The sequence below is a fragment of the Paenibacillus sp. EKM211P genome, from assembly GCF_011066175.1.
GTDB lineage: Bacteria > Bacillota > Bacilli > Paenibacillales > Paenibacillaceae > Paenibacillus > Paenibacillus polymyxa.
The window spans coordinates 40,045-56,935 of the sequence record NZ_JAAMNS010000014.1; the positions used below are offsets into that span (position 1 = coordinate 40,045).

14 protein-coding genes and 1 pseudogene are annotated in these 16,891 nt (G+C 45.3%); 9 read left to right on the top strand and 6 right to left on the bottom strand.

The window, feature by feature from the left end:
* Positions 1 to 74: 74 nt before the first annotated feature.
* Together yhbH and G9G57_RS18480 are read left to right on the top strand one after the other, a co-directional pair.
* Positions 75 to 1,241: a sporulation protein YhbH gene (yhbH, locus tag G9G57_RS18475; RefSeq protein WP_016820483.1), complete on the top strand. Its 1,167-nt coding sequence runs from the start codon at positions 75 to 77 to the stop codon at positions 1,239 to 1,241.
* Positions 1,238 to 2,683, top strand: a complete 1,446-nt coding sequence (locus G9G57_RS18480; protein ID WP_016820484.1) for a SpoVR family protein — start codon at positions 1,238 to 1,240, stop codon at positions 2,681 to 2,683. Before yhbH ends, G9G57_RS18480 begins: the two co-directional genes overlap by 4 nt.
* Before the next feature lie 68 nt (positions 2,684 to 2,751).
* Here the strand turns inward: G9G57_RS18480 and G9G57_RS18485 are convergent, their stop codons facing one another.
* The 4 genes and pseudogenes from G9G57_RS18485 to G9G57_RS18500 form a co-directional block, all read right to left on the bottom strand.
* Complete coding sequence (locus G9G57_RS18485) at positions 2,752 to 3,933, bottom strand: WD40 repeat domain-containing protein (protein ID WP_164965376.1); 1,182 nt, start codon at positions 3,931 to 3,933, stop codon at positions 2,752 to 2,754.
* A gap of 102 nt (positions 3,934 to 4,035) precedes the next feature.
* A complete protein-coding gene (locus tag G9G57_RS18490) occupies positions 4,036 to 5,619 on the bottom strand; it encodes a sensor histidine kinase (RefSeq protein ID WP_017426671.1) in 1,584 nt (527 codons plus the stop codon).
* Positions 5,616 to 6,302: a response regulator transcription factor gene (locus tag G9G57_RS18495; RefSeq protein ID WP_025364467.1), complete on the bottom strand. Its 687-nt coding sequence runs from the start codon at positions 6,300 to 6,302 to the stop codon at positions 5,616 to 5,618. Before G9G57_RS18495 ends, G9G57_RS18490 begins: the two co-directional genes overlap by 4 nt.
* A 32-nt stretch (positions 6,303 to 6,334) precedes the next feature.
* Positions 6,335 to 6,550: pseudogene (locus tag G9G57_RS18500) on the bottom strand (PucR family transcriptional regulator); the annotation flags it as partial.
* Between the two features lie 189 nt (positions 6,551 to 6,739).
* Here G9G57_RS18500 and G9G57_RS18505 point away from each other — a divergent pair.
* The 7 genes from G9G57_RS18505 to G9G57_RS18535 all read left to right on the top strand — a co-directional run bounded on the left by G9G57_RS18505 (position 6,740) and on the right by G9G57_RS18535 (position 13,319).
* Entirely contained in the window at positions 6,740 to 7,441 is a 702-nt protein-coding gene (locus G9G57_RS18505) for a response regulator transcription factor (protein WP_016820488.1), read from the top strand.
* Positions 7,438 to 8,799 (top strand): sensor histidine kinase, encoded by a 1,362-nt coding sequence (locus tag G9G57_RS18510; protein WP_164965377.1) that lies wholly within the window; start codon positions 7,438 to 7,440, stop codon positions 8,797 to 8,799. Before G9G57_RS18505 ends, G9G57_RS18510 begins: the two co-directional genes overlap by 4 nt.
* A 22-nt stretch (positions 8,800 to 8,821) precedes the next feature.
* Positions 8,822 to 9,415, top strand: coding sequence for a PepSY domain-containing protein (locus G9G57_RS18515; RefSeq protein WP_164965378.1), 594 nt, complete (start codon positions 8,822 to 8,824; stop codon positions 9,413 to 9,415).
* A 115-nt stretch (positions 9,416 to 9,530) separates the two neighbouring features.
* Complete coding sequence (locus G9G57_RS18520) at positions 9,531 to 10,079, top strand: PepSY domain-containing protein (protein WP_164965379.1); 549 nt, start codon at positions 9,531 to 9,533, stop codon at positions 10,077 to 10,079.
* 204 nt (positions 10,080 to 10,283) lie between these two features.
* Positions 10,284 to 11,294, top strand: coding sequence for an aminoglycoside phosphotransferase family protein (locus tag G9G57_RS18525; RefSeq protein ID WP_019686778.1), 1,011 nt, complete (start codon positions 10,284 to 10,286; stop codon positions 11,292 to 11,294).
* 18 nt (positions 11,295 to 11,312) lie between these two features.
* Positions 11,313 to 12,209: a phosphotransferase gene (locus G9G57_RS18530; protein ID WP_164965380.1), complete on the top strand. Its 897-nt coding sequence runs from the start codon at positions 11,313 to 11,315 to the stop codon at positions 12,207 to 12,209.
* 243 nt (positions 12,210 to 12,452) lie between these two features.
* The gene (locus G9G57_RS18535) at positions 12,453 to 13,319 is read left to right on the top strand and encodes an arylamine N-acetyltransferase family protein (RefSeq protein WP_019686776.1); all 867 of its coding nucleotides are present in this window, start codon (positions 12,453 to 12,455) and stop codon (positions 13,317 to 13,319) included.
* 169 nt (positions 13,320 to 13,488) lie between these two features.
* Here G9G57_RS18535 and G9G57_RS18540 read toward each other — a convergent pair whose 3' ends face one another.
* Both G9G57_RS18540 and G9G57_RS18545 read right to left on the bottom strand, forming a co-directional pair.
* Positions 13,489 to 14,511 carry a globin-coupled sensor protein gene (locus G9G57_RS18540; RefSeq protein ID WP_044788211.1) on the bottom strand — a complete coding sequence of 341 codons (1,023 nt, stop codon included), beginning with the start codon at positions 14,509 to 14,511 and terminating at the stop codon, positions 13,489 to 13,491.
* Between the two features lie 250 nt (positions 14,512 to 14,761).
* On the bottom strand, positions 14,762 to 16,657 hold the full coding sequence (locus tag G9G57_RS18545; protein WP_013370145.1) for a PrkA family serine protein kinase: 1,896 nt from the start codon (positions 16,655 to 16,657) through the stop codon (positions 14,762 to 14,764).
* Between the last annotated feature and the right edge of the window lie 234 nt (positions 16,658 to 16,891).

Below are 16,891 nucleotides of genomic sequence, written 5' to 3' on the forward strand. Positions count from 1 at the left end.
TACATCCCCGTGAATATACTTAATAACCAACAAGGCCAAACTGTGCCGTGTATCCACTTGGGGGGTGCCTAACAATGACGGAACCACGCCAGCCATATTCATTCGTCGTATCCCGCGAAGATTGGTCGCTGCATCGCAAAGGGTACCAGGACCAGCAACGCCATCAGCAGAAGGTCAAAGATGTCATTAAGCAAAATTTACCCGATCTGATAACGGAAGAAAATATTATAATGTCGGACGGTCAACAGATTATCAAAGTGCCCATTCGCAGTCTGGATGAATATCGCTTCATTTATAACTACCAAAAGCAAAAGCATGTAGGTCAAGGGGATGGCGACAGTCAGGTGGGGGATGTCATCGGACGTGATCCTGCTTCCCAGAAGCCAGGTAAAGGTGAGAAAGCAGGCGACCAGCCAGGACATGATATTATGGAAACTGAAGTCAGCATAGAAGAACTCGAAGATATGTTGTTCGAGGAAATGGAATTACCGCATTTGCAGCAAAAAGATAAGGATCAAATTGAGGTTGAATCTATCGTATTCAATGATATACGTAAAAAAGGCATGCAAGCGAACATTGACAAGAAGCGAACGATACTCGAAAATCTGCGCCGCAACGCTCGTGAGGGGAATCCGGGCATCCATCATATTAGTCCGGACGATCTTCGTTACAAAACATGGGAAGAGAAAACCATTCCCCAATCCAATGCGGTAATTATAGCTATGATGGACACCTCAGGCAGCATGGGATCTTTTGAAAAATATTGCGCCCGCAGCTTCTTTTTCTGGATGACTCGCTTTTTGCGTCGCCAATATGAAAAGGTGGAAATTGTCTTTCTTGCGCATCATACCGAAGCCAAGGAGGTTACGGAGGAAGAATTTTTTACTCGCGGTGAAAGTGGTGGCACAATCTGCTCTTCTGCTTATTTGAAAGCATTGGAGATTATCGACAAGCGCTATCCTCCTTCGACTTATAATATTTATCCCTTCCATTTCTCCGATGGCGATAACCTAAGCTCAGACAATGAACGGTGTGTGAAACTAATCGAGGAGCTTATGAAGCGCAGCAATATGTTCGGCTATGGAGAAGTGAACCAATATAATCGCAGCAGTACGCTGATGTCAGCCTACAAGAATATTAAGGCAGATCAGTTTATGTACTATGTCATCAAGGAAAAAGGTGAGGTATACCAAGCCCTACGCACCTTTTTTCGCAAACGGGAAGGGGGGACAGTGGGATGAGTACCGACCAGAAAGAGCTGGAATACGCGATATCAGAAATTATGGAGATTGCTGATGGATTCGGGCTCGACTACTATCCGATGAGGTATGAGATTTGTCCGGCGGATATTGTATACACATTCGGGGCGTATGGTATGCCCACGCGCTTCAGCCACTGGAGTTTCGGAAAAACGTTTCACAAGATGAAGATGCAGTACGATTTTGGATTGAGTAAAATCTATGAGCTGGTCATCAACTCCAATCCCTGCTACGCTTTCCTGCTGGATGGAAATTCGTTGGTGCAAAATAAACTGATTGTCGCTCATGTGTTGGCGCACTGCGATTTTTTCAAACACAACGCCCGCTTCTCGGCCTCCAACCGCAATATGGTCGAGAGCATGTCTGCCACCGCAGAACGGATCAGCAGCTATGAAATGGAATACGGCTCAAAGGCCGTGGAATCCTTCATTGACTCTGTACTGGCGATACAAGAGCATGTAGACCCACAGCTCATCAAACCAAGGCATCTAGATAAACAACGATACATGGAACTCAAAATCAAGGAGCAAAAAGAACCTAAAAAACACCAGCGTCCCATCGGACCTTACGATGATCTGTGGTCACTGGACACAGTAAAGCAGCATGATTCGGCCGAGACCGAGGGGATCAAGGTACGCCAGTTCCCACCGGAACCTGAAAAGGATATTGTCTGGTTTATTCAGGAATTCTCCGAGGTACTGGAGGATTGGCAGCGGGACATCATGACGATGCTGCGGGACGAAATGCTGTATTTCTGGCCCCAAATGGAGACCAAAATCATGAATGAAGGCTGGGCCTCTTATTGGCATCAACGGATTGTCAGGGAACTGGATCTGACCGGGGATGAAACTGTTGAATTTGCCATGCTAAATGCTTCCGTTGTGCAGCCTTCCAAGCAAAGCTTGAATCCGTATTATTTGGGATTGAAGATATTTGAAGATATTGAAAAGCGATGGGATAACCCGACTCGCGAGGAGCAAGAGCGCCAAGGACGCAAACCGGGCGAAGGTCGAGCTAAAATGTTCGAGGTGCGAGAGTTTGATTCGGACACCTCTTTTATACGCAATTACATGACCAAGCAGCTAACAGAGGATTTAGATTTGTACGTGTTTGAGAAACGGGGGCCGGATTGGAAAATTACCGATAAATCCTGGGAAAACATACGAGATCAGCTTGTGTTCTCACGCGTAAATGGAGGCTCCCCTTACATCGTCGTTGAGGACGGAGACTACCTGCATACGGGCGAGTTAAAGCTCAAGCATCAATATGAAGGCATTGAGCTGGATTTAAAATATATGGAGCGCACGCTTCCATATGTATATCAACTGTGGGGGCGTACCGTTCATTTGGAAACGATGATTGAGGGGAAGCTCGCCTTATTTTCATATGATGGGAAGAAACATCATCGCAAGTTTGTGCAGTGACCCACAATCGAATAGCCAGCCTAATTTAAAAAAGGTGCATTCCGAAGAAGGAAATGCGCCTTTTTTTACTACTTTTTCTTAAATTCGACGATGTAGCTCTGATTCAGTTGTTTTCCACCTTCCGAAATGTTCTGGTACATGGATAAAAACCGGGCGGAAGGGCTCCACACTGTTGGACTGTCATAGGATTGAATATCAGTCGTGACGGGAGTGGTTTTACCCGTGGACTGGTCAAATACATATAGTCCTCTCATTCCTTGCTGATCCTCATCATAAATGGAAAAAGCAAGCTTGGTCCCGTCGCTGGACCAGCTTCCACGACTCATTAAAGTCCCTTGACCCACGATCCCTTTCTCTTTGCCTTGTTCATCCAAAATGATCATACGGGCTGGTTCGGATGTATTCCATTTCCGCTTTTCAATGGCAATAGATTTACCATCAAGCGACACAGCAAAAGACATGGCCCCCTCTGCAATGGTCACAGCTTGAGGATGATTGAGAGAGAACCGATTCAGTACCGGATATCCTTGTTTATCATTGCCTGTATAAAATATGTCGTTACCCACCTTCTCGACATGAGCAATTAATTCTGAGTGATTCGGATCTTGAAAGCTTAGTTCTTCTGCTTTGCCGTTCAGACCAATCAGATGTATCTTACCGTCTGGTGTACCTGTAATGAGATGATCCTTATCACCCCAGCTCACTTCGTTAGTCATGTCCAGCTGACCAACCGATGTAACCTTACCACTGCTGAGTTCTAAAATATAGCCCTGGATATCATACTTGCTGCTGGCACTGCCCTCCGTAAAAAACACATGGCGTTGATCCGGTGATACCACAGCAAGTAACTGTAGAGCGTTACGACCTGGTGTTAAAACTCGCTCCTTGTTGGTCTTTACATTATGAATCCATAACTGATTCTGGCGCTCCACAATCAATTCTTCATCACTCAGCCATGACCTCGCGTAGACATCTCCCAGCCTGTCGATGGACTGTACCACCAGTTCGTCCGATACTTGCTGCCGAGCTGCATCCATGTCAATCACAGTAAGCTTTTGCCCCGTTTTCATACCGGATGTTGGAATTGTCTCTCCTACGCTTTTTATGCCGCAGCCGCTGAGCAATCCTCCAGCGATCAAGCCAGTCATGAGCAAGCCTGTGACTTTGTGTCTGAAAAAGCGTGCATAGGGATATTCGAGACGAGGAAAGCCGTTCTTTTGCCCGTAGCTGTCTAGGTTTTTCTTCATCATGTATAACGGCCTCCTTGTTAACGTTACCCCCAGCTTAATGCCTGAACATCTCGTGAATACATCGAATTGTTTCCAAATTGTAAATAAGAGTTCTAAAGCTATCTACTGAGAGCCATCATGAACCAACAGGGGGAGCCTGAGCGAAAATTCATTGCCACTTGCAACTGAATGACCATTGCTATTTTCCAACCCAGTACCGCCCGAAGCTGTAAGCTGCAACTCTCCACCCATGCGCTCTGCCAGTCTGCGTGCCAGAGGCAGGCCAAGTCCCGTACCACTGTCCTGGCGAGAACGATCACGGCTTAAGGTAACAAACGGCTCAAAAATCATGTCCCATTCTTCCCTAGGAATCCATGGACCGGAATTGCATATATACACTATCACAGTGTCCTTTTCCACTCGATTGGATAACGTGATCCAGCCTTTGTCCTGATTATATTTTACTGCATTATCCAGCAAATTCAGTACAATATGCATTAGATGTTTAGGATCTCCACACACCTTGGCTGGAATGGTATCCATCGAAAAATTTAGTCCACGCGCCGCAGCTTTCCCCCGTATTCGGCTACCTGCATCTTCGAGCAGCAAATGCAGCTCCACTTCCTCCGTATGTAATTCAAAATCGTATTTGTCCAGCACAGATAGTCTCAGTGAATCCTCGACAAGCTCATACAACCGTTTTGTTTCCTTACCGATACTTTCTCTGGCTTCACGCACCAATTCGGGATCATCCCCATACATATCCAGCAAATCAGCGTAAGCCTGAATAGAGGTCAACGGAGTCTTCAGTTCATGACTGATATTGCCAATAAAAGTCTTCTGCTGCTGCTCCAGCTCTCGCAAACGCTGAACTGCTTCTTCCAGCCGAAGCTTTTCATTCTCGAGCGCGGTAATACTAGCCCGGATCACATGACTCATCTGGAGCATCCCTTCATCCAGCCTTCCTAGCTCGTCCTGACGTCGCAGCAATCGAGCTTCTGGATAGTGCCCTGCCGAGATCTGCTCAGAAACGCGAGTCAGTCGTCCGATGTCCCTCGTTTGGCGGCTGACATAGCCTAAGCCCAGAACAAAGCTTAAAACCAGCACCGCCCCTCCTGTCCATAAAAACAAGCGGGCAATCGCCTGGTAGAACTGCTGCTGCGCTTCTGTTGAGCTATGAAGCTGTACCACTCCCAGCAAGCCGTCCGGACCTTGCAGCGGAGCCAAATAAGTAACTGAGCTACCTTCCGTAATATACGCAATTTTCCCTTGGAGCGCATAAGAAAGCGCCTGGCCGACGTTTGTTCTATAAGCCAGTGGTAGAGAATTTCCGACCTCATCTCCCCGGCCATCATATAAAATAACGCGCATATTACTGGATACGCCGAGCTCCACGGCAAGCTGCGGCGCTTGCTTTTTCATGAAGTCTTCGGGCGATTGGTGAACTCCCAACAGGTAAGACTGTTTTACGCGCATCTCCACGATTTCCGCCTGACGCTTTAAGCCGCGTTCCATTTGGTCTGTCTGATTAGCACGAATACCGGTAAGTACGAGCCAGCTCAGCACACCGACAGTAAACAGCAGTAAAGCCGCCAGGACCAGCGGAAATTTCCAGCGCAGGCTCAAGCCTGTACGCTTACGTTTGCGCTTTGGCTGGTCAGTGGACTGCAAGCTTCCTTCTGGATGGAGTGAATGATGTTCGTTCACGTCATTTTCTCCGCCTTATAGCCGATTCCATACACAGTTTGCAGCATCGACTGGTGCGGCTCCAGCTTCTTGCGCAAGCGCTGAATATGAATATCCACCGTCCGCGTTCCCCCTGCATAATCGATGCCCCATACTTGTTCCAGCAACTCGTCCCGCGTATATACCCTTCCAGCATGGGACACCAGTAGCGCCAGCACATCAAACTCCTTGGGGGTCAGATCCAATGCTTTTGCTCCGAGTTCAGCCGTTCGACTGGACGGACGCACTCGCAACAGGTCCAGTATTATTTCCGTTCCTTCCGGCGCAGGCGCTCCTTCTCGTTCCAGTCTCCGTACCAATGCCTTAATACGTGCGAGCAGTTCTCTTAGGTCAAACGGCTTGCTCATAAAATCGTCCGCCCCCAACTCCAGTCCAAGCACCTTATCGACGATATCGTTTTTTGCGGTTAGCAGTAAAATACCGATGCCCTTTCGGCTTTCCAAACGGCGACACACTTCATATCCGCCCAGTTTGGGCATCATCACATCCAGTATGAGCACATCCGGGTGAAACAAACGCACTTTTTCCAATGCATCCTCTCCATCCACGGCAGTTTCCACCAAAAAACCTTCCCGCTTTAACGCATAGGCCAGTGCATTTCGAATACTCGCCTCATCGTCCGCTATCAGTATTCTTTTATCCATGTCCTTCCCTCCCTGCCTCAAAAAACGTTCGACTACTTATACTCCCGCAAATAATAATGTATTAGACATGTATGGCATATAAACTGCTCGCGGGAATCATTAAGATCAAAATCCGTCATGTCGCGTATCCGTTCCAGTCTATATTTTACCGAATTATGATGTATAAAAAAATAATTTGCTGTATCTATCAGACTGCCCCTGTTTTCCAAATAATAAAATAATGTTTTGAGTAAAACACTGCCATGTGACCCACTGACTCCCCGGTCGCTAATGCCCTTTCTATGATAGGGGCTACATCTGATCGAGGGGATTGTCCATAATTATAACGCATTATGCTAAGCTCTTTCTCTCCCAGTCCCGTGCTTTGAAGTGTCTTACCTGTCCGTATATGCTAAAATACTTCCGTATCGGCTATTCGCCTACAGGAGGGCATGATTATGAACCAATCCATTTTGATCGTAGAAGACGAAGAGAAGATTGCCCGACTTCTAGAGATCGAACTTGAATTTGAAGGCTATCAAGTAAGTAAAGAAAAAAACGGAATTGACGGACTGGAGACCTATTGCAAAGGTAGTTGGGATCTGGTTTTACTGGATATTATGATTCCCGGTCTTAATGGCATCGAACTCCTTCGAAGGATTCGTAAACATGATGCGAACGTTCCTGTCATTTTACTAACGGCTAAAAGTTCCATTGCGGATAAGGTAGAGGGACTCGATTTGGGAGCCAATGACTATGTTACCAAACCTTTTGTGATCGAAGAGCTGCTTGCACGTGTAAGGGCCGCGCTCAGGGTAGGTGCAGCGAAAGACATGGCTTCACAAGTGGCAGATCAATGGCTTAGTGCCGGGGACTTACGTCTCCATGAAGGTACTCGTGAAGTTCTTCGTGGAGAGCACAACATTGAGCTTACGCCGCGAGAGTTTGACTTGCTCGTTCATTTACTTCGACATCAGCGGCAGGTACTTAGTCGTGAACAATTACTGGAGAATGTATGGGGCATTGATTATATTGGTGATACCAATGTGGTCGATGTGTATATTCGCTACGTGCGGAATAAAATTGACCCTTCGCGCCAACTCCCTGAGCTGATTCATACTGTACGCGGAATTGGCTATGTTCTGAAGGAATCGTTATGAAGCTACAGAACAAAATCCATACGTACACCTCGTTACTATTCGGGGTTTTACTTGTGGCCATTAATTTCTCAGTCTATTTTCTATTCAGCCAACTTTCGATAGACAGTCGAAAAAACCAGGTAGAAGCCGCAGCAGAAAACATGATTCATGGCATTCAACGCGCTCCAGTATCCGTAGCCACTGAGGATCTTCTACGAGCCTATGTGCCGCTGGATGGTATGCTTCGGCTAATGAGACCGGAAGGCGACTTTCTTGCCCCTATCACCTCTTCATCAGAGCAGTCTCTCAGCTTGGTGAAGGGCGTTTTTAATGAAACACGGCAGGTTCGCATCATTACCTATGAAAGCAACCGTTATATTTACGTATCGGTCCCCATAATTTGGTCGAATGGAGAGGTTGTCAATCTTCAGGTGACCGAGAGCCTGCAACCGACGATGCAGACGCTTCGAGTACTCAGGATCGTACTTATTGCAGTCACAGGAATTGCTTTTATTCCTGTCGTCCTATCGGGAAGACTGCTGGGCAGACTGATTACACATCCAATCACATCCATGATTAACACGATGAAAGAGATTCAACGTAGCGGGAAATTCAAACGTCTTCCGCTCAATTCGTCATCACGCGACGAGCTAGTCGAAATGGGAGAAACGTTTAATGACATGATTGAATTACTGGAGCGGAATTTCGTTCGCCAAGAACAATTCGTTTCGAATGCGTCCCATGAATTGAAAACCCCTCTTACCATTATTGAAAGTTATGCCAGCTTGCTTAAACGGAGGGGGTTGCAGAACCCCAGCATTTTTGCCGAATCCGTTGAAGCGATCCATTCGGAGGCGATCCGAATGAAGGATATGGCAGAGCAGCTTCTTCTATTAGCCAGAAACGAAGAACAATGGAATGTCACGTTAGAACCTGTACGCTTGACCAAAGTAGGGACAGAACTGAAAGCTACATTTGAAAATGCTTTCGCCCGACAAATTCAACTGGATGTACAAACAGACTGCATCGCCTATACGGACGAGAATAAACTAAAACAACTTCTATTTATATTTTTGGATAATGCACGCAAATATAGTGACGGGCCGATACACCTGATGATTGATATTGTGGACGGTACGGCTCAACCTTGCATAAGAATCACAGATCAAGGAATTGGAATCCCTGAAGAAAAGTTATCTAAAGTTTTCGACCGCTTTTATCGTGTGGACGAAGCCAGAAGCCGCGAGGAAGGTGGGGCCGGGCTAGGCTTATCATTAGCTACAGGAATTGCTCAAGCTATTCAAGCACAAATTGGGCTAGAAAGCATAGAGGGAAGTGGAACAACTGCAACGATCATCCTCCCTACTGTTCCAGAATAATAAGCCAAAGGAGGCAAAACCAATGAAAACGATCTATACCTGGATGATTGGAGGTATGGTAGCGGCTATATTAATCACCATTTGCCTTTTACAGTGGCCCTGGGCACGATCGTTATCAGCTTCGCCCTTGGAAGAAAAAACCGTGGTCCAATCTGTATTGCATCAGTATCCCGGTGAGGTGCTCGAATCCCAACGTTTGGATAATTTTTATGTGATCAAGCTAGAACGCACCAAAGGGAAGTATGTAATAAAAGTCAATGCCTATGATGGTGTCATTCAATCCATTAAGCGGACACAGATGTATACAGATGCAAAGCAGGAACCCCAAGATCACCCCCCCGGTTCCCCACAACCCAGTGACAAATCAAATCCAGTCCATAAACCTGACCCGGTTTCTCTTGTCATTACAGAGAATGAAGCAGCCAAACTTGCTGCAAAAGCAGTGAATGGAACATCCGATGATATTGAACTGCACCGCAATGACAAAGGCCTCTATTATCTTGTTGAGGTTGAGATACAAGATGGGCGTGAGGCAGTGGTGCAGATCAATGCAGTATCAGGCTCAATCGACTCTATCACTTGGGAAAAAGAAAAACAGGATCACGACGAATCATGACGCCCTGATGATCTTGCTTATAGCTTCTCATTGTTTTCTCATGATTCTATTATGTTCCTCTCATATTTAAGGGTTAAGCTGTATTCAAGCATACAGTTCAAGGAGGAATTAGGTAATGAAAAAAAACTATACATTAGGAATAATAGCAGCCACGGTTCTGCTTGGAGTTACGGTTACAGGTGTCTCGGCAAATGCCGTATGGGCTGCTAAACCTACGGGATTAATTGGAGCGACTGCTGCTGCCAATATTGCCAAGAAGGCTGTGGGAAATGATGCGCAAGTTGAGGATGTCGAACTGGAGCGCAAGAACGGAAAGGTATACTATGAAGTGGATCTTCAGCAAGGAGATAAAGATTGGGATATAGATGTTGATGCTTATACCGGGAAAACTATCCGTTCCCATTCTGAGCTTGATCATGACTCGAATGACGAGTCTTTCTTTTACAAGCCCAACCACGTCACTCTAACTGAAAAGCAGGCTGGACAAATTGCACTTAAGCATGTGCCTGGGAGTACCCTTCTGTCTTCTAAATTAGTTAAGGAAGACGGACAGTTCATCTATGAGGTCAAGGTACTCACCAACGAAGGAACTGTCGAGCTTGAAATCCATGCATCGTCTGGAGCGATCGTGGATACAGACGAAGAAGATGACAACGATAACTGATCAATCATTCATAATCAGGCTTGCGTAATACAGAGCAAATTAAAACGGAGCAGCGAACTTTCGCTGCTCCGTTTTTTTGACGAATGTGAACAGGAAAAGTAAGAGAATAGCTCCATAAAACTGCACCTATTATTTCCTCATGAATAGACTGATAACTAACAGAGGATTACCTTTTTCTTCAATTAAAAGTCAAGTGAGGTTCTTATGGCGAAATCCTATACAAAAGCACAGATTCGCGAAATCACCCGTCGTTTCGGCCTGATCCCCTTAAAATCAAGCTTAGTCTCATCACTGTACCGAAAAAATGCAGTAATCCAAGTAAAAACGAAAAAGGGAACTTATGCATTAAAGCCCTTTAGTCGTTCAAAGATGGCTCGTTCCAATACGATTCAACAGATGGAACGAGCTGCGAGCTATATAAGGCTTTTGAAAAAGAGAAAGTATAACTACATGCCCACATGGCTCCCTACTCATTCCGGCAAGCTATGGACACTACATCAAGGAACGCCATTTTATGTAAGTCAATGGATCAAAGGACGGGGACTGGAAACCGCTGAAGATTTCGAAAAACTAGGGTTAGCCCTTGCCACACTTCACGCTACATCCACCGGCTTACATCGGATGGAGAAAGGAAATTCCCCTTCAACCATTCAACAATTGCGGATATGGAAAAAGCAAGACCGTCTTTTCCAAAAAAAAATGACAAAAATCAGCCGCAAGGATAAAGAGTATCGCAACTGGTACAACACTCATGGCAAGGACTGTATACGTTTATCCAGACGTGCATGGAAGGATTTGCAGGACGCATCCATTATAAGACTACTTCGAACGGAACGCCGGCATCCCTCCTTGATACACAGTGATATCACCACCCCGAATGTCATTATTTCAGACGACGGTCATCTCAAAATCATTGATTGGGATCGGGCTAAGATTGGCTCCGTCTATGCTGATTTGGCAAAGGCTCTTATGAATACAACTCAATTCAATCCTGAATTTGTGCAATCCTTGTTAAGGGGATATCAAAAACGCAAACCACTCAGCCGAACTGAGCGGAAGATTGTTACAGCTTTATATAAACTGCCACGAGAAGCTTGGCATGCTTCTCGACATCCGAATCGTTCAAGAGACCGCGAAATCCTAGACAACTGGGATCAGTCGTGGCCTCTTCGATTACAAATCATCCATATTTTGCAGGAATGGGCCCGTGTATAAAAGAAAGTGAGGAGCAAAATGTCGATTTTATCGAACGTTGAGCAAATGTACGGAATCAAAATTCAGCGTAGCCGTCAAATGAAGGACATTCACAAGATTGAAACCGCTAATACAACTTATTGCTTAAAACCCTACAAATTTCCGGAAGAAGAGATTCGTTTTATTACACGTGTCTTGTCCTACCTGGATGAACGCGGGTTTACACGTAGCCAAAAGGTCTATCCAACCGTACAGCAAACAGCCTACATGACCTATGAAGGTGTTTCGTATACACTAACTAATTGGGTTCATGGACCCAGACCGGAATTTACAAAAAGAATAGACTTCAAAAAGGGAATTTCTACTTTAGCCAAATTCCACACCAGTGCCGTAGGCTTTCCTGTCACGGAAGCGCCGCCTTCCAGAATCCGTTATGAAGGCTTGAGCGATGAAATAGCTGAATATAAAAAACGTCTCAGTCCTTACAAAGGCATAGCACATCTCCTAGCTCTTTGTGAAGAAGTGTTATATCGTCTACAGCAGCCCAAAGTTCGAGCTGCAATCCAGCAGGAGCAAAAAGCAGCTGCATTAATACACGGTGACTATAACTATCCCAATCTGGTCAAAGACAGGCAGCTCAAAATCCATTTGATTGACTTTGAAAATTGTTCCCTACACGTAAGGATGAAAGATCTCTCCCATCTTCTTCATCGGAATTGTCTTTGGAACGCGACAAAGATGCTGCGCGCGATAGACTTTTATCAACGATATCGACCGTTGAGTACTCAGGATCTGCATCTGCTTCATACGCTATTGATCTCTCCCTATCATGTGGTCCGCAACCTTAGAATAGGTGGCTTCCGTTCTGCCAAGCGAGTCATTCCATCGTTCGTGCATTTGAACAAATACCGACGTGAACTTAGATCACTGCTATAATTAGTTAGCTTGAAAATAAGAAAAAATACAGACCCGATAATCAGGTCTGTTTTTTTGTGTTCTGACAGCCATCTACGGGAAATCGACATGTTACTAAACGAATTGATTTGCTGATTGTACCGGTACAGCCATAAATTTATAGCATTGTACACAGCACGTACCCCTTTTACAATGATGCTAAGACTCAATGCTCATTTGTTTCGTGAAGAGAATTTGGCAAACTAACAATAGAGGTGACTGCACATGTACACCATGACAAAAGAAGAAATAAAAGCTTATTTGAACAGAATTGGAATTTCCGAAGTTCAGCCTCCTACCCCATCCTATTTAGTGGAGTTGCATAAGGCACATGTAAAAAATCTTTCATGGCAAACGTTGGACATTTTTGCAAGAAAGCCGGCTGCCATTGGTTTTCAAGAATCCGTTCAGCTCATTCTACATGGGAGAAGTGGTTATTGTTTTCATCTGAATGGTGCCTTTAGTGCGCTACTACATTCGCTAGGGTACAAAGTTTCTTTGCATCATGCTGGGGTACAACCTTTAGGAGCTGAGCCACGCATTAATTCATTTCATCTTGGACTAACAGTGAACTTGTTAAATGAGCAGCAAGAAGATGAAGTATGGATTGTAGATGTCGGACTGGGCGATATGCCATATGAGCCTCTACCACTTCTTATGGGGACTTATGAACAAGCCCCTCTTCGTTATAAAGTTATGGAATCTGAAGTTGTTACTAAAGGTTGGCGTTTAGAACATGACCCGCTCGCTTCATTTGTTGGCGTTGATTTTGCCCCTACGGTTGTTCAGGATTTGGAAGAATTTAAGCCGAAACATCATTTCTATAGCCGCTCCGTGGAATCTCCATGGTTTAACCTGTTTCTAATTCGGCAAAGGCAAGCATTAGAAGCGAATGAACTCAGAGGATGTATGTGGAAAAAACGCGGGCTAAACGGTTTGGAAAAAATAGAGCTGGATAAGAAGTCGCAGTGGCTGGAAGTATTGGCTGATGTATTTGGTGAGCCGCTCGTTAACTACAGCCACCAGGAACGGGACGAGTTATGGAAAAGAGTACTTGCGGCTCATATGGAATGGAAAAAAAGCTTCCTCTAATTCCTTGTTTCAAAAATTCGGGCATTCTTTCATAGGAATATGCACTTCCTCTGTTGCCTCTGTTGTGTTGACTGGACTGCCAACAGGAAGATCGTCGCTTTGCCAGTATCCAGCCAGCTAACGCCCCGAAAACTTCCAGTTCCCCAGGATATACTGCTCAAGCTACATCTCACACCTCCAGCAATTCCGAGGAATGCTGCAACATTTCCAATTCCTTCACCATGTTTTCAATCAGCTTTGTGAATGAAGCCAATTCTTCCGAGCTGGAGGCCTGTTGCCGGGCACTGGCTGTTGTGGCAGCGGTTTCGGATTGCACACTGTCAAGCATACGGGCAATATCCAGCACCTTGCGCTGAATTTGCTCCTGTGCTTGCTTTGAATTAGATGCCAGCTTTCGCACTTCCTGCGCCACCACTTGAAATCCACGCCCTGCTTCTTGTGCATGGGCTGCCTCAATTGCCGCATTCAGTCCCAGCAGATGAGTCTGATCGGATAATTCTCGAATGGTACTGCTCATCTGTTCAATATGCTTAATTTCATCACTTAATTGCAGTACCAGTTCCTCCGTATGTTCCTGCGAAGAAGCAGTGGTGCAGGCACTCTCCGCGATATTATCCGTATTTTCCCTAAGTTCGGCAATCATCCCCGTCAAATTTTGTGCAATTCGGGACACCACAGTCAGCATCTGCGTTTGTTCATCGGCGAGCTCGTTAACTTGTTCCTTTTCCTTTTCCTGATAAGCTTCCAGCACAAGTTGGGAATCCAGATTGAACATTTTGGAAAGAGCGTGCACAATAGAATACCAATCCTCTATCCCCGAACGCTTTAAAATGTCTACTGCAATATCCAGATAAGCAATGTACGTACCCAAATAATAATCGGAAGATAATCCAATCCGGGAATGTACCTGCCCCACAAAAAGGCGGTGCTCGATAAACTGATCATCTATTTTCCCATCTGCGAGAGAAAGCCAGTATTCACGTTGTGTTTGCTTTAGTCGCTCAATATTCGACCATTTAGAGATAATCGACATGAGATGGGGAACCTTTTCTACATGCTCATAAAAACGATCCACTACCTCATTTACAATAGATTGGAATAGCCCCTGATAATGATGCAATAAAGCCAAATCGCCATCAGTAATACCAATGTATTGTATCTGTTTTAATCTACTCTCAGCGACATGAATCATAAGTTCCTCCAAATAATAGTTTACATAGATTTTACATTACCATATTTATCGGCAACTTTTTAGAAAATGTTAAAAAAGCAGAAAATTGATTGTGATTGTTTACATATTAATTTCAGAAAAATATATATATTCAACCCCCTAATAATACAAAAAAAAGAACCCGTCAGCACCCCAAACGCTCTGTGCCTGCCGGATTCTCTTCACCATCCATTTCAATCCATAGCCTCATTACACAATTGTTTATTTCCCCTTACCGATTCAGGAGGCTGCCTACATACCTCAGTAGATCGTTGGCGCTGGCTCCAGTGTAGCCATGCTCCTCAATCAGCCGCTTAATCACCTCATTCATCCGTTTGAGCTGATTAGCATCAGGCGTTTTGGTCGAAGTTGTGATCTTCACAATATCCTTCAAATCGGCGAATAGCTTCTTTTCAATGGCTTCTCGCAGCCGATCATGATGATGATACTCAAACTTTCGCCCCTTGCGGGAATAGGCGGAAATACGGATTAATATTTCCTCACGGAATGCCTTTTTCGCATTTTCCGACACCCCGATTTGCTCCTCGATGGAGCGCATAAGCCGCTCATCCGGGTCGAGCTCCTCATCTGTGAGCGGATCGCGGATTTTCGCCCAATTGCAAAAAGCCTCGATGTTATCCAAATAGTTATCAAACAGCGTCTTGGCTGATTCTTCGAAAGAGTACACAAAGGCCTTTTGTACTTCTTTTTTCGCCAATTCATCATATTCCTTACGAGCCACGGAAATGAAATTCAGATACCGCTCCCGCTCTTCCTTTGTGATAGAAGCGTGCTGGTCTAAACCATCCTTAATGGCTCGTAAAATATCCAGAGCATTGATGGACTCCACATTTTGCTTAATCAGCGCACTGGAAATACGATTAATGACGTACCTTGGGTCTACACCGGACATGCCTTCTTCCAGAAACTCATGTTGCATCTCCTTCAGATCGGCCTCCTTATAGCCTTCGACCTCCTCACCATCATACATGCGCATCTTTTTAACCAGATCCATCCCCTGCTTCTTGGTTTCTTTCAACCGGGTGAGTACAGAGAAAATGGCAGCCGTTCGCAGCGCATGAGGAGCGATGTGTATATGACGCATGTCACTTTGCTCAATGAGCTTGGCATAAATCTTTTCTTCCTCGGAAACTTTCAGATTATAGGGAATTGGCATTACAATCATTCGCGATTGCAACGCCTCGTTCTTTTTATTCGCAATAAAGCTTTTATACTCCGATTCATTGGTGTGAGCTACGATCAATTCATCTGCACTGATGAGCGCAAACCGTCCGGCCTTGAAATTTCCTTCCTGGGTCAGAGACAGTAAATTCCACAAAAATTTCTCATCGCACTTCAGCATTTCCTGAAATTCCATCAGTCCGCGATTCGCTTTATTCAGCTCTCCGTCAAATCGATAGGCGCGTGGATCCGATTCCGAACCATACTCTGTAATGGTGGAAAAGTCGATGCTGCCTGTCAAATCGGCAATATCCTGTGACTTCGGATCAGAAGGACTGAACGTACCTATGCCGATCCGGTTTTCTTCCGATATAAATACCCGCTCCACGCGAACCTTTTCAATATCACCATCAAATTCCGTACGTAATCTCATTTGGCAGGATGGGCACAGATTACCTTCAATGCGCACACCCAATTCCTTTTCGAATTCGGGACGCAACTCATGAGGAATAAGATGAAGGGGATCTTCGTGCATAGGGCAGCCTTCTATGGCATACACGGCTCCCTGATCTGTTCTCGAAAACTTCTCCAGACCACGCTTTAGCAAAGTGACCAGTGTTGATTTCCCTCCGCTAACAGGTCCCATCAAAAGAAGGATACGCTTGCGGACATCGAGCCGCCTGGCTGAGGAATGGAAGTACTCCTCCACCAACTTCTCCAGTGCACGATCCAGCCCAAAAATCTCCTGTTCAAAAAACTTATATCGCTTATGTCCCCCAACCTCTTCTACACCAAAAGATTCAATCATTTTGTAAACCCGTGCATGAGCGGTCATCGCCGGTGTCGGGTCTTTCTTGAGTATCTCGATATACTCTCTAAAAGTGCCGTTCCAGGCCAAGCGGTTGTTCTCCGCTCGGTACTCCGCAAGGCGGTCAAAAATATTCATGCTCGGTTCCTCCCATGACTGCGTAATGACTATCCTCCACTCTTGATGATTATGGCTACACTCGTCACGCCTTTCAGGATATAATGCGATCCTCTTAAAAAAAGTGTAATACATACCTATGCAGATTGATTTCAGAATTGACCTATTTTTTTGTGACAGGTCTCTAGGCTTTTTCCAAAAACAAAGGGATTCACTATGCTAAAATAGACAACAACGACGCGGACCTGACGCATT

Bases quoted from the DNA above. Each gene is read 5' to 3' on its own strand.
- yhbH (WP_016820483.1), top strand. From the start codon at position 75: ATGACGGAACCACGCCAGCCATATTCATTCGTCGTATCCCGCGAAGAT.
- G9G57_RS18480 (WP_016820484.1), top strand. From the start codon at position 1,238: ATGAGTACCGACCAGAAAGAGCTGGAATACGCGATATCAGAAATTATG.
- G9G57_RS18485 (WP_164965376.1), bottom strand. From the start codon at position 3,933: ATGATGAAGAAAAACCTAGACAGCTACGGGCAAAAGAACGGCTTTCCT.
- G9G57_RS18495 (WP_025364467.1), bottom strand. From the start codon at position 6,302: ATGGATAAAAGAATACTGATAGCGGACGATGAGGCGAGTATTCGAAAT.
- G9G57_RS18505 (WP_016820488.1), top strand. From the start codon at position 6,740: ATGAACCAATCCATTTTGATCGTAGAAGACGAAGAGAAGATTGCCCGA.
- G9G57_RS18510 (WP_164965377.1), top strand. From the start codon at position 7,438: ATGAAGCTACAGAACAAAATCCATACGTACACCTCGTTACTATTCGGG.
- G9G57_RS18515 (WP_164965378.1), top strand. From the start codon at position 8,822: ATGAAAACGATCTATACCTGGATGATTGGAGGTATGGTAGCGGCTATA.
- G9G57_RS18520 (WP_164965379.1), top strand. From the start codon at position 9,531: ATGAAAAAAAACTATACATTAGGAATAATAGCAGCCACGGTTCTGCTT.
- G9G57_RS18525 (WP_019686778.1), top strand. From the start codon at position 10,284: ATGGCGAAATCCTATACAAAAGCACAGATTCGCGAAATCACCCGTCGT.
- G9G57_RS18530 (WP_164965380.1), top strand. From the start codon at position 11,313: ATGTCGATTTTATCGAACGTTGAGCAAATGTACGGAATCAAAATTCAG.
- G9G57_RS18535 (WP_019686776.1), top strand. From the start codon at position 12,453: ATGTACACCATGACAAAAGAAGAAATAAAAGCTTATTTGAACAGAATT.
- G9G57_RS18540 (WP_044788211.1), bottom strand. From the start codon at position 14,511: ATGATTCATGTCGCTGAGAGTAGATTAAAACAGATACAATACATTGGT.
- G9G57_RS18545 (WP_013370145.1), bottom strand. From the start codon at position 16,657: ATGAATATTTTTGACCGCCTTGCGGAGTACCGAGCGGAGAACAACCGC.